Here is a 23381-nt window from a genome sequence, read left to right as displayed (position 1 = left end):
AAAGTGCGACGATAAATCCCCAAAGTGAATCGGTCATCGGCAAAAGTGGGTTGGTCAAGCGCCAAAGTGGGGAGCAAACCCGGGGGACCACTCAATTTGCCCGGCTGCCGCCGCATTTGGCAAGGGCGGGAATGCAATTTACAGGGGTGTTTTTTTCGAAAACAGGAAAGTTGAGCGGTTTGCGTGGAAAGTTCGGCGGTTGTGCCAGGAAGTTGAGCGGTCACCACCCAAAGTTGAGCGGTCAACCGCAAAAGTTGAGAGCAAACCAGCACAAACCAGTGTAAACCAAGCGCAAACCACTCAATTTGCCCGACTGCCGCCGCATTTGGCAAGGGTGGGACCCGATTTACAATATTTTCTTTCCGCTATTTTGCAAAAACAGGCGAATGGCTGTTAATGTCTTTTTCTATCTGTGATATACTACATAAGTTAACTATGTACGGGGTTGGAGGACTTTCATGAGAAAAGACTCGAAAGCAAGAAAAGAAAAAACGAAAATATTACCCTTTATTCCTACTGGTGAGTATTATTTCAATAAAGGCTTGAAGGCCTTTCACCGCAGGGATCTTTCGAATGCAAAGAAATATTTGTCACGGGCGATGCAGCTGGAGCCGCTGGAGCCGATGATCATGTTTCAGTTGGCCATGGTGCTGACGGAGATCGGGGAATACCGCGAGTCCAATGAGCTGTTGCATCAAACAGTTGAAATAGATCCATATATGACGGAGTGCCATTATTTTTTGGCGAACAATTATGCACATATCGGGTTCTTTAAAGAAGCCTATAAATATTCTGTTCTTTATTTAGAGAAGGATGAAGACGGAGAGTTTGTTGAAGATGCCGAAGATTTGATCGAATTGATCAGCATGGATGCAGAAGAAGTGATCGACTCCCTTCATGAGCAGGATGAACTCATCCTGAAGCAGGAAGAGGCGCGCAATCTTTTGGAATCCGGTAATTTTCAACGTGCGGTTGAACTTCTTCAGGAGGTTGTTGAGACCTATCCTGAATTTTGGTCTGCCTACAATAATCTCGCACTTGCCTATTTTTATCTTGGGGAAATGGAGAAAACCTCTGAAGTGTTAGAAGAAGTGCTGGAAAAAAGCCCAGGGAACCTGCATGCTTTATGCAATTTGGCCGTCTTTATGTATTACCAGAGAAGACGGGACGAGTTGGAAAAAATCGTGGATGGTTTGACGAAGGTCAAGCCGATGATGCAGGAGCACCAGTATAAGCTCGGTGCCACATTTGCTTTGCTCGGATTGTATGAAGAATCTTATTTTTGGCTGAAAAAGCTTCAAAAAGTCGGATTTGAAGGGGACCCAGGATTCTATTATTGGCTGTCTCAAGCGGCGTACCATACGGGACACCCAAAGACGGCTCATTCCGCATGGGATATCGTACTTGAATTCAATCCGGAAAAAGAGGGACTTGAGCCTTGGAATACGAATAAAAACGAAGAAATTGGCTATGAAGACCACACGAGTTCATTGTTGAAGAAAATGAGCAGCACCTACCCGGAAGAAAGATGGTTCGGTTTGTTCCTTCTTTCTGTTTCCAAGCAGCAGGCATCGATTTTGTCTAACGCTGAATTCCGGAGCTTCACTCATTTTTCTCCAGCTGAAATGAACTATTTATCCTTCATTCAAAAGCCTTCCGGCAAGGATATGCTTTCCGGACCTTTAAGGGTTGGCCATCAGACAGCTGAGGTGCTTTATGAGAAGCATCAGCCTGTGGGGCCGGTGGAATCCGGGCTGTTCTTGATGTGGTTCTCAATTTTTCAAGAAATGATGAATCAAAATGTGGAGTTTTCGAATATTAATGGTTGTGCAGCGGCTGTAGAATACTTATGGCTAAAGCTTCGCAATACGAAGAAGCCCCAGAAAGATCTGGCGGAATCATTTAATATTTCAGTCTCTACCTTGAGGAAATATGTAAAAGCGTTGGAGGAATACCTTCGCTGAGCATATTTTTGGACGAAAATGGGCGTCTCTTATAGGATAGGTTTATACAGGAAATACTACATCCTATGAACTAGGATTGTGATACATGGACATAGAGGAATCAAGGAGTGTTGAAAATGAGCGAAGAAAAAATTTATGATGTGATCATCGTCGGAGCAGGTCCTGCAGGGATGACGGCGGCTGTTTATACTTCACGCGCCAACTTGAGCACACTGATGATAGAACGCGGCGTACCAGGCGGACAAATGGCGAATACGGAAGAAGTGGAAAACTATCCTGGATATGACCACATTCTTGGACCGGATCTTTCTAATAAAATGTTTGAACATGCTAAGAAATTCGGTGCGGAATATGCATACGGCGATATCAAGGAAATCGTCGATGAAAAAGAATATAAGCTTGTGAAAGCAGGTTCAAAGGAATACAAAGCACGTGCTGTCATTCTTTCTCCGGGTGCCGAATATAAAAAAATCGGTGTTCCAGGGGAAAAAGAATTGGGCGGACGCGGTGTATCATATTGTGCAGTCTGCGACGGCGCTTTCTTTAAAAACAAAAATCTAGTTGTTGTCGGTGGAGGAGATTCTGCTGTTGAAGAAGGAGTCTACTTGACTCGCTTTGCAAATAAAGTGACAATCGTTCACCGCCGCGATGAGCTGCGTGCACAAAAGATCCTGCAGCAGCGCGCGTTTGACAACGAGAAGATCGACTTCATCTGGAACCATACAATCAAAGAGATCAATGAAGAAAACGGAAAAGTCGGCAGTGTAACGCTTGTTTCCACTGAAGATGGGAAAGAAGTCGACTTTAAAGCAGACGGTGTCTTCATTTACATCGGAATGGTTCCATTGACTAAACCTTTTGCTGGCTTAGGGATTACGAACGAGGCTGGATACATTGAAACGAATGACCGCATGGAAACGAAAGTCCCAGGCATTTTTGCAGCCGGGGATGTCCGTGAGAAGACGCTTCGCCAAATTGTCACAGCAACTGGCGACGGCAGCATCGCCGCTCAAAGTGCACAGCATTTTGTTGAGGAATTGATTGAGGAATTGAAGGCGAAGTAAAGTTTGACGGTGTCTAGCTCCAGCGCCTAGCCCCTCGAGTCATAAGCCAAACCTCTACGGAAATCAGGATTTCCTTCGAGTTCCGTCTTATGCTGGTCGGGGCTGATCGAGGCGCTTGCGCTTTTCTATTTGTCCAGCTCCAGCGCCTAGCCCCTCGAGTCATAAGCCGTACCTCTACGGAAATCAGGATTTCCTTCAAGTTCCGTCTTATGCTTGTCGGGCCTGACCAAGGCGCTTACGCATTTCAATTATGACATGGCCAAGTCCAATTTTTACTAATTCGTCATTGGCTTTTAACCGTGCTGTAACAGTCCTGAAATAATCGTGGGGTATACTATAACTAGATTGAAATTGACCCCCTTTTTAATATATCCCTTTTTTGCACAAGGTTTATCCTTGTGCTCTTTTTTTTGTCTTTTTTTCAGGTAAAGCTCTTTTGTGCAGGACCATGAAACATAGTATAATGAATAGATATAGATGAACGGCAATATGATAAAACAGGTTTTGAGGTGAGTACATGCAGCGAGTGACCAATTGTGTCCTTTTAAAAGGGGACCAAGTATTGTTATTGCAAAAACCGAGCCGGGGATGGTGGGTCGCTCCGGGAGGGAAAATGGAATCCGGGGAGACCATTAAGGATTCTGTCATCCGCGAATTCCGCGAAGAGACAGGCGTCTATTTGAAGAACCCCAGTGTAAAAGGAATATTTACCTTTGTTATCAAAGACGGAGATGAAATAAAATCGGAATGGATGATGTTTACGTTCCTCGCGAAAGAGAGCGATGGCGTGAATGTGAAGCAGTCCGAGGAAGGCACCCTTGAGTGGCACTCGATTGAGGCCATCAAGGAACTCCCGATGGCTGAAGGGGATTTTCATATTTTGGATTACTGCATCCATGGAACAGGAATGATCTATGGAAGGTTTACGTATACACCGGATTTTAAACTGATTTCATACAGGCTGGATCCGAACTGAGAATAGATAGAGAAATGTTTTGAGGGGGAGAATAAGCATGAATACAGGTGCTTCTGCCAATGATGTGCAATTAGTCATCATCACGGGAATGTCGGGTGCGGGAAAAACGGTAGCGATACAAAGCTTCGAAGACTTAGGGTTTTTCTGCGTGGATAACCTTCCGCCGACCCTCCTGCCGAAGTTTTTGGAACTCATGAAAGAATCGGGCAATAAAATGAATAAAGTGGCGCTTGTCATGGATTTAAGGGGTCGTGAGTTTTTTGACCACCTATTCAAGGCGCTTGATGATTTGGCGGAGACTTCATGGGTTGCACCGCAGATCTTGTTCCTGGAAGCGGATGATTCCTCTCTGGTCAGAAGGTATAAAGAAACGCGAAGATCCCATCCTCTTGCTCCATCAGGGCTGCCTTTAGAAGGCATCAAGCAGGAAAGAGATCTATTGGAGGAACTAAAAGGGAGAGCTCAGACGATCTATAATACTTCTGTCATGAAGCCGCGTGAGCTCCGTGAAAAGATTTTAACGGAATATTCTTCTGATAAGAAGACGATTTTCACCGTGAATGTCATGTCATTCGGGTTCAAACATGGAATTCCGATTGATGCAGATCTTGTGTTCGATGTTCGATTTCTTCCAAACCCTCATTATATAGACCATATGCGGCCAAAGACGGGATTGGATGAAGAGGTTTCCACTTATGTCCTCAAATGGACGGAGACCCAGAAGTTCATTGAAAAAGTGACGGATCTATTAGGATTTATGCTTCCTCATTATAAGCGTGAAGGAAAGGCTCAGTTAGTGGTGGCCATCGGCTGTACAGGAGGCCAGCACAGGTCTGTAGCTTTAGCGGAGCATATCGGACACTTCTTCCAGGGCGATTACAACACAAGGATCTCACATCGTGACATCGATAGGAGAAAGGGACAGACATCATGAAAAAAATGAATCAGCCTAAAGTGGTGATTATCGGGGGCGGCACTGGATTGCCTGTTCTCTTAAGGGGACTGAAGAAATACCCCGTCGACATCACGGCAGTCGTAACAGTGGCGGATGACGGAGGAAGTTCCGGCCGTCTGCGGGAGGATCTCGAAATCCCTCCACCCGGCGATATCCGCAATGTACTGGCAGCTCTATCGGATGTAGAGCCGTTGATTGAAGAAATGTTCCAGCACCGGTTCAAAACGTCCAATGAGCTTTCCGGACATTCGCTTGGGAATTTGATTATCGCTGCTCTTACATCGATAACAGGTGATTTCGTCCATGCTATCCAGGAAATGAGCAAGGTCCTGAAGGTGCGCGGCAAAGTTCTGCCGGCAGCCAACCAGCCTGTGGAATTGAATGCGATTATGGAAGATGGAACGATTGTTAAAGGAGAGTCCAAAATCCCGCAATCGGGCAAGCGGATCGACCGTGTATTTTTGACTCCGGAATATGTCCTTCCGGTATCAGAAACATTGGAGGCAATCCGCCAGGCCGACATCATTGTCATTGGGCCGGGAAGCCTTTATACGAGCATCCTTCCCAACCTGCTTGTTCCGGGCCTTGGAGAAGAAGTATGCCGAGCGAAAGCAAAGAAGGTCTATATCTGCAACTTGATGACGCAGGCGGGCGAAACCTTGAATTTCACTGCAAGCGATCACGTGAAGGCAATCTATGACCATATGAACTGCGGGTTCATTGATACCATTTTGGTCAATAACGAAGCTGTTCCGACAAGCATCCAAAACCGCTATACGGAAGAGCAGGCCAAACCTGTCGTATATGATGTGGAAAAACTCATGAAAATGGGACTTAATGTGATTTACGACCGCATCATTTCTTATAAAGGCGATGTCATTCGCCATGATACCGAAAAAGTAGCGAAAATCATTTACTCCTTGCTGGAGGATGAACAGCAATCTATTGCCCATCCATAATAAGGTTGTGCAAGCGGTTGTTTTGAAAGAGGAGGTGAGGAGATGTCATTTGCATCCGAAACGAAGAAAGAATTGACGAATATTGAAGTAAAGGATTGCTGTGCGAAAGCAGAGCTGTCAGCGCTGATCCGGATGAATGGCTCGCTGTCATTTTCAAACCGGCTGCTGGTGCTGAATATCCAGACAGAAAACGCAGCAATTGCACGCCGCATTTATATTTTGATAAAGAAAAATTATGAAGTGACGGTTGAATTGCTGGTGCGGAAAAAGATGAGGCTCAAGAAAAACAATGTATACATTGTACGCATCAAGGATGGAGCCAAAGAAATACTGGAAGACTTGAAGATCTTAGGTGAAGGGTTTTCCTTTGTACATGATATTTCCCCAGACCTTATTAAAAAGAAATGCTGCAAGCGTTCCTATTTGAGAGGTGCTTTTCTGGCAGGGGGATCGGTCAACAACCCGGAGACATCTTCCTATCACCTTGAGATTTTTTCTTTATACAGTGAACATAACGATTCGCTGAGCGAGCTGATGAACAGCTTCGGCTTGAACAGCAAAACGCTTGAGAGAAAAAAAGGATTCATTACGTATTTAAAAGAAGCGGAAAAGATCACGGAGTTTCTGAATATCGTCGGTGCCCACAATGCTTTGCTCCGCTTTGAGGACGTAAGGATTGTCAGGGACATGAGGAATTCAGTGAACCGTCTCGTAAACTGCGAAACAGCCAATTTGAATAAAACGATTGGAGCGGCACTAAGGCAAGTGGAAAATATCCAGTTCATCGACAGGACCGTCGGACTTCAAATCCTACCTGATAAACTTAGGGAGATTGCCGAACTTCGCGTCAACTATCAGGATGTCACCCTGAAAGAGCTTGGAGAAATGGTATCCGGGGGAACCATCAGCAAATCCGGCATCAACCATAGGCTGCGCAAAATAGATGAAATCGCAGAAAAACTGCGCGCTGGGGAATCTGTATCAGCAAAGCATTAAGTTGAATATAAAAACAAAGGGAAAAAGATGGGGAGGAATTGTTATGATTGAAAAAACAGTGGAAGTCAAATTGAAATCCGGCCTGCAGGCGCGTCCTGCAGCGCTCTTTGTCCAGGAAGCCAACCGATTCAGTTCGGAGATCTTCCTGGCAAAAGACAATAAAAAAGTGAACGCAAAGAGCATCATGGGATTGATGAGCTTGGCTGTCAGTGCAGGAGCTGTCATCACATTGAGTGCAGACGGAAGCGATGAGGCAGATGCAGTTGAGCGTCTGGTCCGATTTGTGGAAGACGAAAATTAATAGTGGGACAAAATGAAAACCCTTTCGGACAAGAAAGGGTTTTTTCTTTAATTCAACAATTGCTCATTCAATCTTGCAAGTTCTTCTTCGATTCTTTCCGTATCGATTCGCTCAAACAGCGGCTCTACTTTTGGTAGTTGATGCGAGTTTACGACGAGCGGTTTCCATTCATTTGCTGAGGTATTGATCAGCTTCTTGACTTTCTCGCTTGAAAAAGGGAGGAAGGGAGTCAGGATGTTTGCTAAATTAGCAATGAGATAAACGCAGTCTGCAAGGGCTTGGCGGCAGGCATCACAATCATCCTTAACTTGAATCCAAGGCTGCTTTTCATCAAAATATTTATTGGAAAAACGGACAAGCTCAAATGCTTTCTCCAGTCCTTGTTTGAAGGCGGTCTTCTCAATGCAGCTGCCAACCTCTTTGTACAATTCGGAAACTTTCTCCTGTATGGAAGGGGTGATGTCATTGTCCGGAATCACGCCGTCAAATGACTTTTCGATAAACTTCAATGTCCTGTTGATGAAGTTACCATAAGCTCCTAACAATTCGCTGTTATGGCTGTAAATGAATTCTTTCCATGAGAAATCGGCATCCCTGTTCTCAGGAGCGTTGATTGTCAGGAAGTACCGGATGGAGTCGGGATCATATCTTTCTAAAATATCCGGAACCCAGACTGCCCAATTCTTGCTTGTCGATAACTTCTTCTTTTCAAGCGTCAAATACTCATTTGAAACGATATGCGTCGGCAACGGTTCTTTCTCAAGACCGGCAAGGATCGCGGGCCAAATAATCGAGTGGAATGGGATGTTGTCTTTCCCGTGCACATAATAGGAGCGGGTGGAGGCATTCCAAAATGCTGAATCATCCTGTCCCGTTTGTTCGGCCCAAAGCCTGCTTGCCGTGTAGTAGCCTGACACAGCCTCAATCCAAACGTAGATTTTCTTTTCCTCATATCCTTCAACAGGGACGCTGACACCAATTGGGAGATCCCTTGAAACAGCCCGGTCCTGCAGCCCTTCCTTGAGGTAGCGCTTCGTAAGCGAAATGGCATTATCCCGCCATAGATTATTGTCATCTGCTTCGTGCGTATAGTTTTCCAAGACAGTTTGAAAAGAGCTTAGGGAGAAGTAAAAATGCTCCGTGGCCCGAGTTGAAGGTTCATGGCCACAAATCTTGCATTTTCTGTCCAGCAGTTCAAGCGGCTCAAGAATGGTTGAACAGCTGTCGCATTGGTCCCCTCGGGAAGGCTCTTTGCAAACAGGGCAGATTCCTTCCACGTAGCGGTCAGGCAAAAACTGCTCGCAATGTTCGCAATAGGTCTGCTCGATTTCTTTTTTATAGATCAATCCTTTCTCCAGCAATTTTAAGAAAATCTCCTGCACATGGCGGTGGTGGTGCGCCGTATCTGTCCTCGTATATACATCATAGGAAAAACCCAGCCTTGAAAAGCAATCTTCAAACTCTCTGTGATAGCGGTCTGCAATCACATTTGGTGCGACGCCTTCCTGTCTTGCTCGGACGGTAATCGGTGTCCCGTTGCAGTCGCTCCCTGATACATAAAGGACTTTTTCTCCCTTTTGACGGTAGTATCTAGCCAGGATATCCCCTGACAATAAACTTGATATGTGGCCTAAATGCAGTGAGCCGTTCGCATACGCCCATGCTCCCCCAATAAAAATACTCATTCATAATTCCTCCCTGAAATAATTTTGGACAACAAAAAACCCCGCCTTAACTGTAATAGCTAAGGGCGGGGTTTGAATTTCCACGCGGTACCACCTTAATTCGCAAATGATTCACACCATCTGCCTCGACAAGTACGGAGTTTGACATGCAACTCTTATACTGTGGCATTAATAACGAGTGCCAAATCCCGTCGTATCCTACTAATACAAAAGTATGTTCAGTACGAAGCTCAGAGACCATTGTTCAAACGACTGTTTTTGCTTCTTTTCAGCTGCCGAAGCTCTCTGGTGAAAAACAGGATCATTTTACTTTTTCTCTTCATTGCTTTTATCATTTTTCTGACAGAATACTCCCTCTTCCATCGTGTGAAGGGCAAAGCCCAACGATAAGGGGGAGATGAATGCCAGTTGGCGGTAGCCAAAATTTCCCTCTTTGTGATATAATAAGAACAAATGTTCCCTGATGGTGGTGAGATGAAAGCGATGCTTGTCCACAAAGCCTATAAGTTTCGGATCTATCCAACCAAAGAACAAGAAGTCCAGATTGCTAGAACCATCGGATGTTGCCGCTTTGTCTTCAATCGGTTCTTAGCCCAATGGAATGATACCTACAAAGAAACCGGCAAAGGATTAACCTACCACTCCTGTTCAGCCGCCTTAACCCAATTGAAAAAGGAATTAGACTGGTTAAAAGAAGTCGACAGTATTGCTCTTCAATCCTCTCTCAAACATCTTGCGGATGCGTATACACGTTTTTATAAAAAACAAAACAAGGCTCCCCAGTTCAAATCTAAAAAGAATAAAGTACAATCCTATACAACAAGGTATACCAACGGAAATATTGCCATTGTCGGCAAAAAAATCAAACTGCCAAAACTTGGTTTGGTTCGCTTTGCCAAAAGTCGTGAGTTAGAAGGACGTATTCTTCATGCGACCGTTAGATGGACTCCAAGCGGCAAATACTTTGTTTCCATTCTGGCAGAAATGGACGTACAGCCATTTAAAAAAACAGGCACCTCTGTTGGCGTTGACCTAGGACTCAAAGACTTTGCCATTCTTTCAACGGGTGAAGTGTTTGGCAATCCTAAATGGTTTCGTCAGTTGGAAAAGAAACTGGCTGATGCACAGCGTGTTCTTTCTAGACGCCAGCAGTTGGCCTTGAAAAGAAAATGCAAAGGGGATGAAGCAAAGAACGTTCAAAAGCAAAAACGAAAAGTAGCTCGTATCCATGAGAAAATCGCAAATGCTAGAACAGACTACTTGCAAAAAATCTCCACCCACATCATTAAAAGCCACGATGTTGTAGGGATTGAAGATCTGCAAGTGTCCAATATGCAGAAGAATCACAGGTTTGCCAAAGCAATCAGCGAAGTAGCCTGGTCACAATTTCGCACCATGCTGGAGTACAAAGCAAAATGGTACGGAAAGCGTGTCATTGCGGTGTCGAAAACGTTTGCTAGTTCTCAATTGTGTTCGAGCTGCGGCTACCAAAACAAAGACGTCAAGAACCTTGCCCTTCGCAAGTGGGATTGCCCTTCATGTGGAACACACCACGACAGGGATCTTAACGCAGGACAAAATCTTCAAAAAGAAGCCATAAGACTTCTAACCGTAGGGACTACGGGGCTAGCCTAATCCATTAGAAGCCAAGGGGCTTCTGTACTTAGGAATCTCCCATTTCAAACGACCCGTGAGGGTGTTAAGAGGTGAGTAGTTCAATTGGTAATTATCAATATATTAATGAATTGGAATAGGGGCGTCAATAGAAAAGTGTATGTTGATATATGAATTCAGTAGGAGAAGGTTGGCGAATACTGTCGATTGGCCGATATATTGTCCATTTTGACTGATAAAATTTAATTTTAGACCGATATTTATTAAGAATCGGCTGATATATTGGAAAAGCGACTGATATGACATATCTTCTGCAATAAAAAAGGACCGTCCCAGCAAGTGGGGCGGTCCTTACAGCAATTAATTATTTGCTGGTGTCCATTTCGTTGCGTGTAATGATTTGGTCGATCAAACCATATTCTTTCGCTCTTTCAGCTGTCATGAAGTTATCGCGGTCCGTATCTTTTGCGATGACATCAAGCGGCTGGCCAGTGCGGTCTGAAAGGATTTGGTTCAATTTTTCGCGAAGGAAAAGGATACGCTTCGCAGCGATTTCGATTTCAGTCGCTTGACCTTGTGCACCGCCAAGTGGCTGATGGATCATGACTTCAGCATTTGGCAATGCATAGCGCTTGCCTTTTTCACCAGCGGCTAAAAGGAATGCACCCATGGATGCTGCCATACCGATACAGATCGTTGATACTTTTGGTTTGATGAATTGCATTGTATCGTAGATCGCCATACCGGCTGTGATGCTTCCGCCAGGGCTGTTGATATAGATGGAGATGTCTTTCTCAGGGTTTTCAGCTTCCAAGAATAGCAGCTGTGCTACAATGGAGTTAGCAACGTTATCATCAATCGCACTTCCAAGCATGATGATGCGGTCTTTCAAAAGACGGGAATAAATGTCATACGCGCGTTCACCGCGGTTTGTCTGCTCAATAACCGTAGGAATTAAATTCATGTAAGTTCCTCCTTTAGTATACAATCCACTGAAGGAAAAGATTTTTCCTCAGCTGTAAAACTTATGTACTGTAATCATACACTGATGGTCAATTAAGGTCAAACGAAACACTCCTGTTTTTTTCGACAATTTGGAAGTGGTTTCATCTGCTATTTACATCCGTGATGCTTTTCTCCTAGGCGTGGATCAAAATTGAAAACTCCTTATCCATCATACCCGGGCGATGATTTTTTTAAACAGGAAAACAGGTTGCAATGGGGCATTTTCTGAATTATAATATTAAAGCATGACGTTTTAGACATGCCCTCGTGGTGCAACGGATAGCACGTAAGATTCCGGTTCTTGAGATGTGGGTTCGATTCCTGCCGAGGGCGTAAATAACTAGTAAAACCATTCCGATTTTTAAAGCGGGGTGGTTTTTTTAGTATATTAGGAGGGATATTGATGAAGGAATATCAAAAGATCATTTCTAAGAAAGAAATCTTAAAATCTGTTAAATGCAACAAATGTGGCAAGACGGAATTATTCAATGGACCTGAAGATAAAAACCTACTTAAATTAAATGATTTTCATACGTTTGATATAAAATTTGGGTATGGAAGTAAATATGATGAACAACGTTGGATGTTTGACCTCTGTGAGAGTTGCCTTATTGAATTCATTGGATCTTTTAAGTGTTCTCCAGAAAAAACAACCTATTAAAAAGGATTTTCAGCTTTTGCTATCTGATAAAAAGTAAAATATACACCACCAAATAAACCTATACGAAGTATCTAATCTTTCCACATATTTTCCATTCATACATCCACTGAACTGATGTAAAATGGAGGATGGGGTGAAGTAGATGAATTTGAAAGCAGGTTTGTGGCAGCAGCAGTCGCTGAAGCTGAATATGACGCAGGAATTGTCTCAGGCGATTGCGCTTCTACAGTATTCTACACAGGAGCTTTTTTCGTTCCTTGAACAAAAGGTGATGGAGAATCCGTTGATCGGACTGGAATCGCCGGACGTTCAGCTGATGGACCCCCGCTCCGACCGCATCAGAACGAATCGAATCGCACAACCAAATAAAACGAAGCAGGAATGGCTCGAACGTGTTGCCCAGAAGCCAGATACCCTGCAGGAACATCTTTTTTCACAATTAATTATGAAAACGCTGACATTTAAACAAAAACAGATTCTTGATCTTCTATTATATAATTTTGATGCCAATGGCTATCTGACTGCTTCTACAGATGAAATAGCCTGTGAAGCAGATGCGCCAGTCGAAGAAGCAGAGAAGCTTCTCACACAAATACAGAGTCTTGATCCTGCTGGTGTGGGGGCGAGGAATCTTCGGGAATGCCTGCTTCTTCAGGTGAAGAGAAGAGAAGGTGCCCCCCAATGGACAGAGGAAATCCTGATGAATCATTTTCAGGAATTTGCCGACCGAAAGTGGAAGGACATCGCCTCGAAGCTTTCATGTAGTTTAAAAGAAATCCAGGCAGTGTCTGATTTCATACAAACATTGACGCCAAGGCCGGCAGCAGAATATGGGGCGCATCCGTCCATCTATATCATTCCGGAATTGATTGTTGAAGTGAAGGATGGTCAGATCCGGTTGAGGCATCACGATTCATCCGTTCCTCATCTCATATTTCACAAAGAGTACTATGATGAAATGGAAAAATATAAGGACAAAGGTGTAAAATCTTTTTTGAAGGATAAATTTCAGGATTACCAGTTTCTGATGAAGAGCCTGCATCAAAGGCAGGAGACAATTTTGAAGGTAGGAACAGCTCTGATTGAACTGCAAACCGAATTTTTCTTGAAAGGTCCGAAGCATTTAAAGCCGCTCACCATGAAGCAGCTGGCGGAAGAGATAGAGGTTCACGAGTCGACTGTCAGCAGGGCAGTAAGGGAAAAATATATCCAGACTCCTTTTGGGACGTTTGAATTGAAATCCTTCTTTTCCAGCGGAGTCGCAACAAATGAGGATGGGGATGCATCGTCGAGCACCGTCAAAAACCTCATTCAGGAATGGATTGATGAAGAGGATAAAAAATCGCCCATTTCCGACCAGGCGATTGCCGACCGGTTAAAAGAAGAAGGGCTGAAGGTGTCTCGGAGGACTGTGGCCAAATATAGAGATCAGCTTCAAATCCCGGCTTCTTCCAAGCGGAAACGATTTGATGAGTAGAAGGAATGAAAATCCGTGAAAAAATTAATTTTTTATACAAGAAATCAATGTTCCTTATGCAGGGATGCAAAAGAGATGCTCCTTTTGGTTTCAGATCTTCATGAAGGTGTGGAGATTGTAGAGGTCGATATTGATGAAAGTGATGAATTGACGGAGCGGTTCGGGTTGATGATTCCTGTCGTGGAATTGGATGGGGAAATCGTTCAATATGGGCAAATTGACCCTTTTGAGATAAGCAACCGCTTACATGAAAAATCTTGAGGTTTCCTAGTTGAATTGCGTTTTAGTCCCTGTTAGAATGTAAATTGTAGCAGGGATATATTTTTTTGATTCAAGTGGGACATAATATGTCTGACCGGGACATTTATAGTCCAACTGGTGATCAAGAAATATCGAAAATGAAGGAGTTAGTGAATGCATTCGTTAATCGATATACAAAAAAGATTATTGCCTGACCTGCTATCCATTATGCAAAAACGCTATCACATCTTGAGAACGATTCATTTCATGGAGCCGGTAGGCAGAAGGAGCCTTGCTCAAACGCTCGGATTGACAGAAAGAGTGCTGAGGGCAGAAGTCGAATTTTTGAAAGATCAAAATTTGATCGATGTTAAGGCGTCCGGAATGACCGCGACTTTCGATGGAAAAAAGATTCTGGAAGAAATGGAAGGCATGATGAGGGAAATATCGGGTATAGACGAAATGGAGGCAATGTTGAAGAAGCGAATGAATCTTCAAGATGTCGTCATCGTTCCCGGAGACAGCGACAGCACCCCATGGGTAAAAGAAGAATTAGGAAGAGCTTGTTCTGAGAGTATGAAAGAGCGCCTGATTGGAAAAAATATCATCGCTGTAACAGGCGGGACTACCATGGCAGCCGTTGCTGAAACGCTCACACCCGATTTTGCCAGTTCAGAATTGTTGTTTGTTCCGGCCAGGGGCGGGATTGGCGAAGATGTAAAGAATCAAGCCAATACCATTTGCGCCAAAATGGCTGAAAACACAAGAGCCAGACACAGGGTATTATATGTACCGGATCAAGTAAGCAAGGAAGTATACAAATCCTTTTTGACAGAGCCGGCCATTAAAGATGTCCTAAATTTAATTTCATCAGCCAACATGGTTTTGCATGGAATTGGCGATGCTATTACTATGGCTGATAGAAGGAAAACGCCGCCAGAAACGATGGATGAGATCATTGAATCCAAAGCAGTCGGCGAAGCGTTCGGGTATTACTTCAATCAAGAGGGAGAAGTGGTCCACAAAGTGATGACCATCGGACTCCAGCTGAAAGATCTTGAAAAAATCGAGCATGTCATTGCAGTGGCAGGAGGCAAATCAAAAGCTAAGGCCATTCAGGCATACTTAAAAGGAGCACCGCATGCATCTGTCCTCATTACAGATGAAGGCGCTGCGAAAGAGCTTTTAAAAGGGTGAATCCCTTTTGAAATAGATTAAATAGATTTCACACATACTTAACATATTTTAAGGAGGAAATTTTCATGGCAACTAAAATTGGTATCAATGGATTTGGACGTATCGGACGCAACGTATTCCGCGCTAGCTTAAACAACCCGGATGTAGAGGTAGTAGCAGTCAACGACTTGACTGATGCAAATATGCTTGCTCACTTGCTTCAATATGATACAGTTCATGGAAAACTTTCTGAAAAAGTAACAGCTGAAGGCGACTACCTAATCGTAGGCGACAAAAAAATCAAAGTTCTAGCTGAACGCGATCCAGCACAACTTGGCTGGGGAGATCTTGGAGTAGAAGTAGTAGTAGAATCTACTGGACGCTTCACTAACCGTGCAGATGCAGCGAAGCACCTTGATGCAGGCGCTAAAAAAGTTATCATCTCTGCACCAGCTTCTAACGAAGATATTACTGTTGTTATGGGTGTTAACGAAGACAAATACGATGCAGGAAGCCACCATGTAATCTCTAACGCTTCTTGTACGACTAACTGCCTTGCACCATTCGCAAAAGTATTGAACGAAAAATTCGGCATCAAACGCGGTATGATGACAACTGTTCACTCATACACGAACGATCAGCAAATCCTTGACTTGCCGCACAAAGACTACCGTCGTTCCCGTGCAGCAGCAGAAAACATCATCCCGACTACTACTGGTGCAGCGAAAGCAGTATCTCTAGTATTGCCTGAACTTAAAGGCAAATTGAACGGTATGGCTATGCGTGTACCAACTCCAAACGTTTCTGTAGTAGACTTGGTTGCTGAGTTGGATAAAAACGTAACGGCTGACGAAATCAATGCAGCTTTCAAAGAAGCAGCTGAAGGCGATCTTAAAGGAATCCTTGCTTACAGTGATGAGCCGCTTGTATCCATCGACTATAACGGAAACACTGCATCTTCTACTATCGATGCATTGTCCACTATGGTTCTTGAAGACAACATGGTAAAAGTTCTTTCTTGGTATGACAACGAAACTGGATACTCTAACCGTGTAGTAGACCTAGTTTCTTACATTGCGAAACAAGGACTTTAATTAATAAAGTATCAGCTTAACCCGAAAGTGTTATGCTAATTGATGAAATGTGACATCATTTATCCGCTTATAAATGGATAAATGTTTGCCCACCATCTATAATAAAAGGGATGAAAGGGGAGCGGGGAGGATTCCCCACTCTCCTTTTTCCCATTTTAACTACCTACTCAAGGAGGTCCTTAAGCAATGAATAAAAAGTCAGTGAAAGATATTGATGTAAAAGGAAAACGCGTATTTTGCCGCGTCGATTTCAACGTTCCGATGAAAGATGGAAATGTGACCGATGATACAAGGGTCCGCGCTGCTCTTCCAACGATTCAATACCTTGCAGATCAAGGTGCAAAGGTTATTCTTGCGAGCCATTTAGGACGTCCGAAGGGACAAGTAAATGAAGAGCTCCGTTTGACTCCTGTAGCGAAGCGCCTTAGCGAGCTTATTGGCAAAGATGTTAAAAAAGCGGATGAAGCTTATGGAGATGCTGTTCAATCTCAAATCGCCGAGATGAATGAAGGCGACGTTCTGTTGTTGGAAAACGTACGTTTCTACCCTGGCGAAGAAAAGAATGACCCTGAATTGGCAAAAGCATTTGCTGCATTGGCAGATGTCTATGTCAACGATGCATTCGGTGCAGCTCACCGTGCACATGCTTCTACAGAAGGGATTGCCCAGCACCTTCCTTCAGCAGCCGGTCTATTGATGGAAAAAGAACTTCAAGTGCTTGGAAAAGCTCTTTCCAACCCTGATCGTCCTTTCACAGCCATCATTGGCGGTGCAAAAGTAAAAGATAAAATCGGCGTCATCGATAACCTATTGGAAAAAGTAGATAACTTGATTATCGGCGGCGGCTTGGCTTATACATTCGTAAAAGCACAAGGCCACGAAGTCGGGAAATCTCTATTAGAAGAAGATAAAATCGATCTTGCTAAATCCTTCATGGAAAAAGCAAAAGAAAAAGGCGTTAAATTCTACATGCCTGTTGATGTTGTCGTAGCAGACGACTTCTCAGAGGATGCAAACAAAAAGACAGTTGCCATCAATGAAATCCCTTCTGACTGGGAAGCATTGGATATCGGACCGGAAACAAGAGAAGTTTATACAGATGTCATCAAAAACTCCAAGCTTGTCATTTGGAACGGACCGATGGGCGTATTCGAATTGGATGCATTCGCAAACGGAACGAAAGCAGTCGCTCAAGCATTGGCAGATGCAAAAGATACATATTCTGTCATCGGGGGCGGAGATTCCGCAGCTGCAGTTGAAAAATTCAACCTTGCTGACCAAATGAGCCACATTTCTACCGGCGGCGGCGCATCATTGGAATTTATGGAAGGCAAAACGCTTCCTGGCGTTGCAGCTTTAGACGATAAATAAGACCATAATAGAAAGGATGATTTCGCAATGCGCAAACCAATCATCGCAGGAAACTGGAAAATGCATAAAACATTATCCGAAGCAAAAGCTTTTGCTGAAGAAGTAAAAGGACTTGCTCCATCTGCTGACAGCATTGACACAGTCATTTGTGCTCCAGCTTTGTTCTTAGAAAAACTTGTTGAAACGACAAAAGACTACCCTGTAGAAATCGGTGCACAAACGATGCACTTTGAAGAAAACGGAGCATTCACTGGCGAGATCAGCCCGATAGCACTGCAGGATCTTGGCGTAAAATATGTCATCATCGGACACTCTGAACGCCGTGAAATGTTCAATGAAACGGATGAAACAGTAAATAAAAAGACTTTGGCTGCATTCCAATATGATTTAACTCCAATCGTATGCGTTGGTGAAACGTTGGAACAGCGTGAAGAAAATAAAACAAAAGAATTGGTCGGAGCTCAAGTGAAAGCTGCATTGAACGGCCTTTCTGAAGAGCAAGTGAAGCAAACCGTCATTGCCTACGAACCAATCTGGGCAATCGGAACAGGCAAATCTTCTACATCTGAAGATGCCAACGAAGTCTGCTCCCATATCCGCCAAGTCGTTGCAGAAAGCTTCTCAAGCGATGCGGCAGAAGCTGTACGCATCCAATACGGCGGAAGCGTGAAGCCTGCTAACATCAAAGAATACATGGCGCAAACGGATATCGATGGTGCTTTAGTTGGTGGAGCGAGCCTTGAGCCTCAATCCTTCCTTCAATTATTGGAGGCTGGTAAGAATGAGTAAATCTCCAGTTGCTTTAATCATTCTTGACGGATTTGCTTTCCGTGAAGAATCCAAAGGAAACGCAGTGGCTCATGCCAACAAGCCGAACTTTGACCGCTATTGGAGTCAATATCCCCACAACATGCTGACAGCTTCAGGTGAAGCGGTAGGGCTTCCTGAAGGGCAAATGGGGAACTCCGAAGTCGGACATTTGAATATCGGTGCAGGACGCATCGTCTATCAAAGTCTGACACGTGTGAACCTTGCAATCCGTGAAGGCGAGTTTGCAGAGAACCAAACATTCCTTGATGCCATCAAGCATGTTAAGGAAAAAGGAACAAGCCTTCATTTGATGGGCCTCCTATCTGATGGCGGTGTGCACAGCCACATCGACCACATGTTTGCCCTATTAAGGCTTGCAGCGAAAGAAGGCGTCGAGAAAGTCTATGTACATGGCTTCCTTGACGGCCGCGATGTTGGTCCAAAGACAGCGAAGAAATACATCGAACAGACGCAGGCGAAATTCGAAGAGTATGGTGTCGGCGAGTTCGCTACATTGTCTGGCCGCTACTATTCCATGGACCGCGACAAGCGCTGGGAGCGTGTAGAGAAATCCTACCGTTCCATGGTCTACGGAGAAGGTCCTGACTATAAAGATCCGATCGAGCTGGTTGATGATTCCTATGCAAACGAAATCTATGACGAATTCGTTCTTCCTTCTGTTTTGACAAAGGAAAACGGTGAGCCAGTCGCAACTATCCAGGATGACGATGCTGTGATTTTCTACAACTTCCGTCCTGACCGTGCGATCCAGATTTCAAATACATTTACAAACAAAGACTTCCGTTCATTTGACCGCGGTCCTAAGCATCCTAAGAACTTGTTCTTCGTCTGCTTGACCCACTTCAGTGAAACAGTCGACGGATTAGTTGCATTTAAACCGGTAAACTTGGATAATACCCTAGGAGAAGTTCTTTCTCAAAATGGATTGAAGCAGCTCCGAATCGCGGAAACGGAAAAATATCCTCACGTCACGTTCTTCATGAGCGGTGGACGGGAAGAGAAATTCCCTGGCGAAGAAAGGATCCTGATCGATTCACCAAAAGTTGCAACGTATGACTTGAAGCCTGAAATGAGTGCTTACGAAGTCAAAGATGCATTGGTGAAGGAAATCGAAAATGATAATTTCGATGCGATCATCCTGAACTTTGCCAATCCGGACATGGTCGGCCATTCAGGGAAACTTGAACCGACTGTGAAAGCCATCGAAACCGTAGATGAGTGTCTTGGCGAAATTGTTGATTTGATTATCAAAAAAGGCGGCTCAGCCATCATCACAGCCGATCACGGAAATGCTGATGAAGTGGTAACGCTCGAAGGCGAACCAATGACTGCCCATACAACAAACCCTGTCCCTGTCATCGTGACAAAAGAGGGTGCAGAGGTTCGTGAAGGCGGTAAACTTGGAGATCTTGCTCCAACCATGCTTGACTTGCTGAATGTTCAGCAGCCTGAAGAAATGACAGGACAATCACTTTTGAAAAAATAACCCCCATTAAAAGGAGAGATTTTACATGCCATACATTGAACAGATTTATGCTCGTGAAGTACTAGATTCCCGCGGTAACCCAACAGTTGAAGTTGAAGTATTTACAATGTCCGGTGGTTTCGGACGCGCAATGGTGCCATCTGGTGCTTCTACTGGTGAATACGAAGCAGTTGAGCTTCGCGACGGCGACAAAGACCGTTTCTTAGGAAAAGGTGTCTTGAAAGCAGTAGAAAACGTAAACGAAGTTATCGCTCCTGAGCTTATCGGATTTGACGTTACTGACCAAGTAGGAATCGACCGTGCGTTGATCGAGCTTGACGGAACTGAAAACAAAGGCAAATTGGGTGCTAACGCAATCCTTGGTGTTTCCATGGCAGCAGCTCGTGCAGCAGCGGACTTCCTTGGAGTGCCTTTATACCAATACCTTGGCGGATTCAACGCGAAGCAGCTTCCAGTTCCAATGATGAACATCATCAACGGCGGTGAGCATGCGGACAACAACGTAGACATCCAGGAATTCATGATCATGCCTGTAGGTGCTGAAAACTTCAAAGAAGCAGTCCGTATGGGTGCTGAAATCTTCCACAACCTTAAAGCTGTATTAAAAGGCAAAGGCCTTAACACTGCTGTAGGCGACGAAGGCGGATTCGCTCCAAACCTTGGTTCTAACGAAGAAGCTCTTCAAACGATCATCGAAGCAATCGAAAAAGCTGGCTACAAGCCAGGCGAAGAAGTAATGCTTGCAATGGATGCAGCATCTTCTGAGTTCTACAACAAAGAAGACGGCAAATACCATCTAGCTGGCGAAGGCAAAGTCCTTTCTTCTGCTGAAATGGTAGACTGGTACGAAGAAATGGCTTCTAAATACCCAATCATCTCTATCGAAGACGGTTTGGATGAAAACGACTGGGATGGCCACAAACTATTGACTGAACGCCTTGGCAAAAAAGTTCAATTAGTCGGCGATGACTTGTTCGTAACAAACACTCGCAAATTGTCTCAAGGAATCGAGCAAGGTGTAGGAAACTCCATCTTGATCAAAGTGAACCAAATCGGTACATTGACTGAAACATTCGATGCTATCGAAATGGCGAAGCGCGCTGGCTACACTGCAGTCATCTCCCACCGTTCAGGTGAAACAGAAGACAGCACAATCGCTGACATTGCAGTAGCAACAAACGCTGGCCAAATCAAAACAGGTGCACCATCCCGTACGGATCGTGTAGCAAAATACAACCAACTTCTTCGCATTGAAGACGAATTGGCTGACTTAGCACAATACCTTGGCGTAAAAACTTTCTATAACGTTAAGCGCTAATTTTAGATTTATGTATGATAACCGGCTTCCTTTTGGGGGCCGGTTTTTTTGTGTGTTCGTTCGACAAAAGTCGGGGCGTGACTGTCACGCCCCGATTTACTTTCGAGATTTAATGCGGGTTTACGCTAGGAGAGGGCGGCGGAATTTTGTCGAATAATCGTTAATCAAACGTTTGATTAAACCGCCGCATCCTCCATCTAGAGCAGAAACCAACCCCCGATTTGTTCGGCTGGCGCCAATATACGGCAAGTGCGGGTGTGGATCTTGAAATGGGTCAGATTTATTCCGAAAAACGGAAAGTGGGGAGGTTATAGCAAAAAGTGGGGAGGTCAACTGTAAAAGTGCGGCGGTGAGGCCTAAAAGTCGTGAGATAAATGGAGAAAGTGGGTCGGTTAACGCCCAAAGTGGGGAGCAAACCGCCGGCGAGCCCGCAGCAATCCCCGTCAAGAGCAGAAACCACCCCGGATTTGTCCGGCTGGCGCCAATATTCTGCAAGTGCGGGTGTGGATCTTGAAATGGGCCAGATTTATTCCATAAAGTGGGGAGGTCAACTGTAAAAGTGCAGCGGTTGGCGGTGAAAGTTGCGAGATAAATTGCGATTTTGGGCCGGTCAACGCCAAAAGTGGGGAGCAAATTGCAATCTAGGTTCCGCGGGCCGCACATAAAGTGCCAAACAAACCCAATTCGCGCCAGCTCCCACAAATTGAGGCATTGAAAATGGAGAAATTTGAAGAGTTGAGCGGTTCACGGTCAAAGTTCGGCGGTAAGGGCAAAAAGTTGAGCGGTCGCCCGAAGAAGTTGCGGGGTAAATCAGCAAAGTCCGGCTGTCAAACCCGAAAGTTCGGAGCAAATCGCCGGTACCCCCGCCGCCCCCACCAGCCAATTGCAAAACCCAACCCCAATTTGACCGGCTAACGCCGATATTCGGCAACCCCAATTTCCACTCCCTGCCACCATCTTCATTTGTTATTGCCCATCATTTGTCAGTATGTTAAGATTAAGCTATTACTATGTTCGTTTCAGGAGGCGTCATTCGTGCATACTTTGTTAATGGTTCTACTGATCATTGATGCAATTGGCTTAATTGTTGTTGTTCTGCTGCAGTCAGGGAAGAGCGCAGGTTTGTCAGGTGCGATTTCCGGAGGGGCTGAACAACTATTCGGGAAGCAGAAAGCCCGCGGGCTGGACTTGGTTCTTCACAGAATCACAGTTGTCCTTTCTGTACTATTTTTCGTATTGACCATTGCAGTTGCTTATTTCGGACTGTAATTTAAGTGATAGGGAATTGGCTGACTCACATTGTAATGAGTCAGCCCTTTTTCTTTTTCCGCGAAAACAGACAGGATATTGGATTGTTTTGCCGCAGTCTGTTAAAAATAAATAGAAATCTACTATAAGACTGAAATTTAGACATTTACATAAAAGGAGAGGTAGCATCATGAAATTGACAGGACCAAAACCGTTTACATTTGAAGCTGGAAAGAGAGCCGTCCTTCTTTTGCATGGCTTCACTGGAAGCTCTGCGGATGTAAGGATGCTTGGACGGTTTTTAGAGAAAAAAGGGTATACAAGCCACGCGCCGCACTATAAAGGGCATGGGGTGCCGCCGGAAGAATTGGTCCATACCGGCCCTGAAGACTGGTGGAAAGATGTCATGGGCGGTTATGAGCATCTGAAGAGCCTCGGCTATGAAGAAATTGCTGTTGCAGGCTTGTCTCTCGGCGGGGTATTTTCTCTTAAATTAGGTTACACTGTACCTGTAAAGGGTATCGTACCAATGTGTGCGCCGATGTATATAAAAGACGAAAAAGTCATGTATGAAGGTGTTGTCGACTACGCTAGAGAATATAAGAAATTTGAAGGAAAAAATGAAGAGCAGATTGAAGCTGAAATGAATGAATTCAAGAAGACGCCGATGAATACGTTGAAGGCTCTTCAAAATTTGATTGCTGATGTAAGAAACAACGTGGATATGATCTATGCTCCGACATTTGTCGTTCAGGCACGCCATGATCATATGATCAATACGGATAGTGCGAATATCATTTACAATGCAGTGGAATCGCCACTGAAGGATATCAAGTGGTACGAGGAGTCCGGCCACGTCATCACGCTCGATAAAGAAAAAGAGCAGCTCCACGAAGATGTGTATCAGTTCCTAGAGAAACTGGAATGGAATGTATAAACTTTTAATATAGGAGGGATTTA

The 23381-nt window shown here is 44.5% G+C and carries 21 protein-coding genes, 1 tRNA gene and 1 other annotated feature; of the genes, 20 read left to right on the top strand and 2 right to left on the bottom strand.

Features of this window, described 5'->3' with window-relative positions; translation table 11 throughout:
* The first annotated feature begins 458 nt into the window (after nt 1–458).
* The 7 genes from ABTV07_RS17285 (at nt 459) to ABTV07_RS17255 (ending at nt 7215) form a co-directional block, all read left to right on the top strand.
* The gene (locus ABTV07_RS17285) at nt 459–1964 is read left to right on the top strand and encodes a tetratricopeptide repeat protein (RefSeq protein WP_433744533.1); all 1506 of its coding nucleotides are present in this window, start codon (nt 459–461) and stop codon (nt 1962–1964) included.
* A gap of 116 nt (nt 1965–2080) precedes the next feature.
* Complete coding sequence (trxB, locus tag ABTV07_RS17280; protein ID WP_433744530.1) at nt 2081–3028, top strand: thioredoxin-disulfide reductase; 948 nt, start codon at nt 2081–2083, stop codon at nt 3026–3028.
* A gap of 517 nt (nt 3029–3545) precedes the next feature.
* Nucleotides 3546–4004: an NUDIX hydrolase gene (locus ABTV07_RS17275; RefSeq protein ID WP_433744527.1), complete on the top strand. Its 459-nt coding sequence runs from the start codon at nt 3546–3548 to the stop codon at nt 4002–4004.
* A 37-nt stretch (nt 4005–4041) separates the two neighbouring features.
* Nucleotides 4042–4938 carry an RNase adapter RapZ gene (gene rapZ / locus ABTV07_RS17270; RefSeq protein WP_433744524.1) on the top strand — a complete coding sequence of 299 codons (897 nt, stop codon included), beginning with the start codon at nt 4042–4044 and terminating at the stop codon, nt 4936–4938.
* Nucleotides 4935–5918, top strand: a complete 984-nt coding sequence (locus ABTV07_RS17265; RefSeq protein ID WP_433744522.1) for a gluconeogenesis factor YvcK family protein — start codon at nt 4935–4937, stop codon at nt 5916–5918. Before rapZ ends, ABTV07_RS17265 begins: the two co-directional genes overlap by 4 nt.
* A 42-nt stretch (nt 5919–5960) precedes the next feature.
* On the top strand, nt 5961–6914 hold the full coding sequence (gene whiA / locus ABTV07_RS17260; protein WP_433744519.1) for a DNA-binding protein WhiA: 954 nt from the start codon (nt 5961–5963) through the stop codon (nt 6912–6914).
* Between the two features lie 43 nt (nt 6915–6957).
* A complete protein-coding gene (locus ABTV07_RS17255) occupies nt 6958–7215 on the top strand; it encodes an HPr family phosphocarrier protein (RefSeq protein WP_433744516.1) in 258 nt (85 codons plus the stop codon).
* A 47-nt stretch (nt 7216–7262) separates the two neighbouring features.
* On the opposite strand, the gene metG is transcribed toward ABTV07_RS17255, so the two are convergent.
* Nucleotides 7263–8900: a methionine--tRNA ligase gene (gene metG, locus ABTV07_RS17250; protein WP_433744514.1), complete on the bottom strand. Its 1638-nt coding sequence runs from the start codon at nt 8898–8900 to the stop codon at nt 7263–7265.
* 58 nt (nt 8901–8958) lie between these two features.
* Nucleotides 8959–9232: a binding site (T-box leader), on the bottom strand.
* 151 nt (nt 9233–9383) lie between these two features.
* Between metG and tnpB the strand changes: the two genes are divergently transcribed.
* Nucleotides 9384–10535 (top strand): IS200/IS605 family element RNA-guided endonuclease TnpB, encoded by a 1152-nt coding sequence (gene tnpB / locus ABTV07_RS17245; RefSeq protein ID WP_433751338.1) that lies wholly within the window; start codon nt 9384–9386, stop codon nt 10533–10535.
* A gap of 343 nt (nt 10536–10878) precedes the next feature.
* On the opposite strand, the gene clpP is transcribed toward tnpB, so the two are convergent.
* A complete protein-coding gene (gene clpP / locus ABTV07_RS17240; RefSeq protein WP_433744512.1) occupies nt 10879–11478 on the bottom strand; it encodes an ATP-dependent Clp endopeptidase proteolytic subunit ClpP in 600 nt (199 codons plus the stop codon).
* Nucleotides 11479–11780: 302 nt separating this feature from the next.
* Here clpP and ABTV07_RS17235 point away from each other — a divergent pair.
* The 12 genes from ABTV07_RS17235 to ABTV07_RS17180 all read left to right on the top strand — a co-directional run bounded on the left by ABTV07_RS17235 (nt 11781) and on the right by ABTV07_RS17180 (nt 23358).
* Nucleotides 11781–11852 (top strand) — tRNA-Arg (locus ABTV07_RS17235).
* Between the two features lie 70 nt (nt 11853–11922).
* The gene (locus tag ABTV07_RS17230) at nt 11923–12180 is read left to right on the top strand and encodes a hypothetical protein (protein WP_433744509.1); all 258 of its coding nucleotides are present in this window, start codon (nt 11923–11925) and stop codon (nt 12178–12180) included.
* 142 nt (nt 12181–12322) lie between these two features.
* Nucleotides 12323–13657, top strand: a complete 1335-nt coding sequence (gene rpoN / locus ABTV07_RS17225) for an RNA polymerase factor sigma-54 (protein WP_433744506.1) — start codon at nt 12323–12325, stop codon at nt 13655–13657.
* Between the two features lie 15 nt (nt 13658–13672).
* Entirely contained in the window at nt 13673–13918 is a 246-nt protein-coding gene (locus ABTV07_RS17220; protein ID WP_433744504.1) for a glutaredoxin family protein, read from the top strand.
* A 153-nt stretch (nt 13919–14071) separates the two neighbouring features.
* Nucleotides 14072–15094, top strand: a complete 1023-nt coding sequence (locus ABTV07_RS17215; protein WP_433744502.1) for a sugar-binding transcriptional regulator — start codon at nt 14072–14074, stop codon at nt 15092–15094.
* 65 nt (nt 15095–15159) lie between these two features.
* Nucleotides 15160–16167 carry a type I glyceraldehyde-3-phosphate dehydrogenase gene (gene gap, locus ABTV07_RS17210; RefSeq protein WP_114746351.1) on the top strand — a complete coding sequence of 336 codons (1008 nt, stop codon included), beginning with the start codon at nt 15160–15162 and terminating at the stop codon, nt 16165–16167.
* Between the two features lie 186 nt (nt 16168–16353).
* A complete protein-coding gene (locus ABTV07_RS17205; RefSeq protein WP_433744499.1) occupies nt 16354–17538 on the top strand; it encodes a phosphoglycerate kinase in 1185 nt (394 codons plus the stop codon).
* Nucleotides 17539–17565: 27 nt separating this feature from the next.
* Nucleotides 17566–18327 (top strand): triose-phosphate isomerase, encoded by a 762-nt coding sequence (gene tpiA, locus ABTV07_RS17200; RefSeq protein ID WP_433744496.1) that lies wholly within the window; start codon nt 17566–17568, stop codon nt 18325–18327.
* Nucleotides 18320–19855, top strand: a complete 1536-nt coding sequence (gpmI, locus tag ABTV07_RS17195; RefSeq protein WP_433744494.1) for a 2,3-bisphosphoglycerate-independent phosphoglycerate mutase — start codon at nt 18320–18322, stop codon at nt 19853–19855. The genes tpiA and gpmI overlap by 8 nt, the downstream gene beginning before the upstream one ends.
* A 25-nt stretch (nt 19856–19880) precedes the next feature.
* Nucleotides 19881–21173: a phosphopyruvate hydratase gene (gene eno, locus ABTV07_RS17190; RefSeq protein ID WP_433744491.1), complete on the top strand. Its 1293-nt coding sequence runs from the start codon at nt 19881–19883 to the stop codon at nt 21171–21173.
* Between the two features lie 1035 nt (nt 21174–22208).
* Nucleotides 22209–22442: a preprotein translocase subunit SecG gene (gene secG / locus ABTV07_RS17185; RefSeq protein ID WP_114746356.1), complete on the top strand. Its 234-nt coding sequence runs from the start codon at nt 22209–22211 to the stop codon at nt 22440–22442.
* A 169-nt stretch (nt 22443–22611) separates the two neighbouring features.
* On the top strand, nt 22612–23358 hold the full coding sequence (locus ABTV07_RS17180; protein ID WP_433744487.1) for an alpha/beta hydrolase: 747 nt from the start codon (nt 22612–22614) through the stop codon (nt 23356–23358).
* Nucleotides 23359–23381 lie beyond the last annotated feature (23 nt).

The organism is Falsibacillus pallidus (assembly GCF_050990905.1).
Classification (GTDB): domain Bacteria; phylum Bacillota; class Bacilli; order Bacillales; family DSM-25281; genus Falsibacillus; species Falsibacillus pallidus_A.
The sequence above is the reverse complement of the archived record's forward strand: the minus strand, read 5'-3'. Positions and strand labels throughout refer to the sequence as shown.

What these genes read in the sequence shown, in the direction of transcription:
- trxB (WP_433744530.1), top strand. Translation starts at nt 2,081, where the DNA reads ATGAGCGAAGAAAAAATTTATGATGTGATCATCGTCGGAGCAGGTCCT.
- tnpB (WP_433751338.1), top strand. Translation starts at nt 9,384, where the DNA reads ATGCTTGTCCACAAAGCCTATAAGTTTCGGATCTATCCAACCAAAGAA.
- eno (WP_433744491.1), top strand. Translation starts at nt 19,881, where the DNA reads ATGCCATACATTGAACAGATTTATGCTCGTGAAGTACTAGATTCCCGC.
- ABTV07_RS17255 (WP_433744516.1), top strand. Translation starts at nt 6,958, where the DNA reads ATGATTGAAAAAACAGTGGAAGTCAAATTGAAATCCGGCCTGCAGGCG.
- rapZ (WP_433744524.1), top strand. Translation starts at nt 4,042, where the DNA reads ATGAATACAGGTGCTTCTGCCAATGATGTGCAATTAGTCATCATCACG.
- clpP (WP_433744512.1), bottom strand. Translation starts at nt 11,478, where the DNA reads ATGAATTTAATTCCTACGGTTATTGAGCAGACAAACCGCGGTGAACGC.
- ABTV07_RS17205 (WP_433744499.1), top strand. Translation starts at nt 16,354, where the DNA reads ATGAATAAAAAGTCAGTGAAAGATATTGATGTAAAAGGAAAACGCGTA.
- ABTV07_RS17230 (WP_433744509.1), top strand. Translation starts at nt 11,923, where the DNA reads ATGAAGGAATATCAAAAGATCATTTCTAAGAAAGAAATCTTAAAATCT.
- rpoN (WP_433744506.1), top strand. Translation starts at nt 12,323, where the DNA reads ATGAATTTGAAAGCAGGTTTGTGGCAGCAGCAGTCGCTGAAGCTGAAT.
- metG (WP_433744514.1), bottom strand. Translation starts at nt 8,900, where the DNA reads ATGAGTATTTTTATTGGGGGAGCATGGGCGTATGCGAACGGCTCACTG.
- ABTV07_RS17275 (WP_433744527.1), top strand. Translation starts at nt 3,546, where the DNA reads ATGCAGCGAGTGACCAATTGTGTCCTTTTAAAAGGGGACCAAGTATTG.
- gap (WP_114746351.1), top strand. Translation starts at nt 15,160, where the DNA reads ATGGCAACTAAAATTGGTATCAATGGATTTGGACGTATCGGACGCAAC.
- ABTV07_RS17285 (WP_433744533.1), top strand. Translation starts at nt 459, where the DNA reads ATGAGAAAAGACTCGAAAGCAAGAAAAGAAAAAACGAAAATATTACCC.
- tpiA (WP_433744496.1), top strand. Translation starts at nt 17,566, where the DNA reads ATGCGCAAACCAATCATCGCAGGAAACTGGAAAATGCATAAAACATTA.
- whiA (WP_433744519.1), top strand. Translation starts at nt 5,961, where the DNA reads ATGTCATTTGCATCCGAAACGAAGAAAGAATTGACGAATATTGAAGTA.
- gpmI (WP_433744494.1), top strand. Translation starts at nt 18,320, where the DNA reads ATGAGTAAATCTCCAGTTGCTTTAATCATTCTTGACGGATTTGCTTTC.
- ABTV07_RS17180 (WP_433744487.1), top strand. Translation starts at nt 22,612, where the DNA reads ATGAAATTGACAGGACCAAAACCGTTTACATTTGAAGCTGGAAAGAGA.
- ABTV07_RS17215 (WP_433744502.1), top strand. Translation starts at nt 14,072, where the DNA reads ATGCATTCGTTAATCGATATACAAAAAAGATTATTGCCTGACCTGCTA.
- ABTV07_RS17265 (WP_433744522.1), top strand. Translation starts at nt 4,935, where the DNA reads ATGAAAAAAATGAATCAGCCTAAAGTGGTGATTATCGGGGGCGGCACT.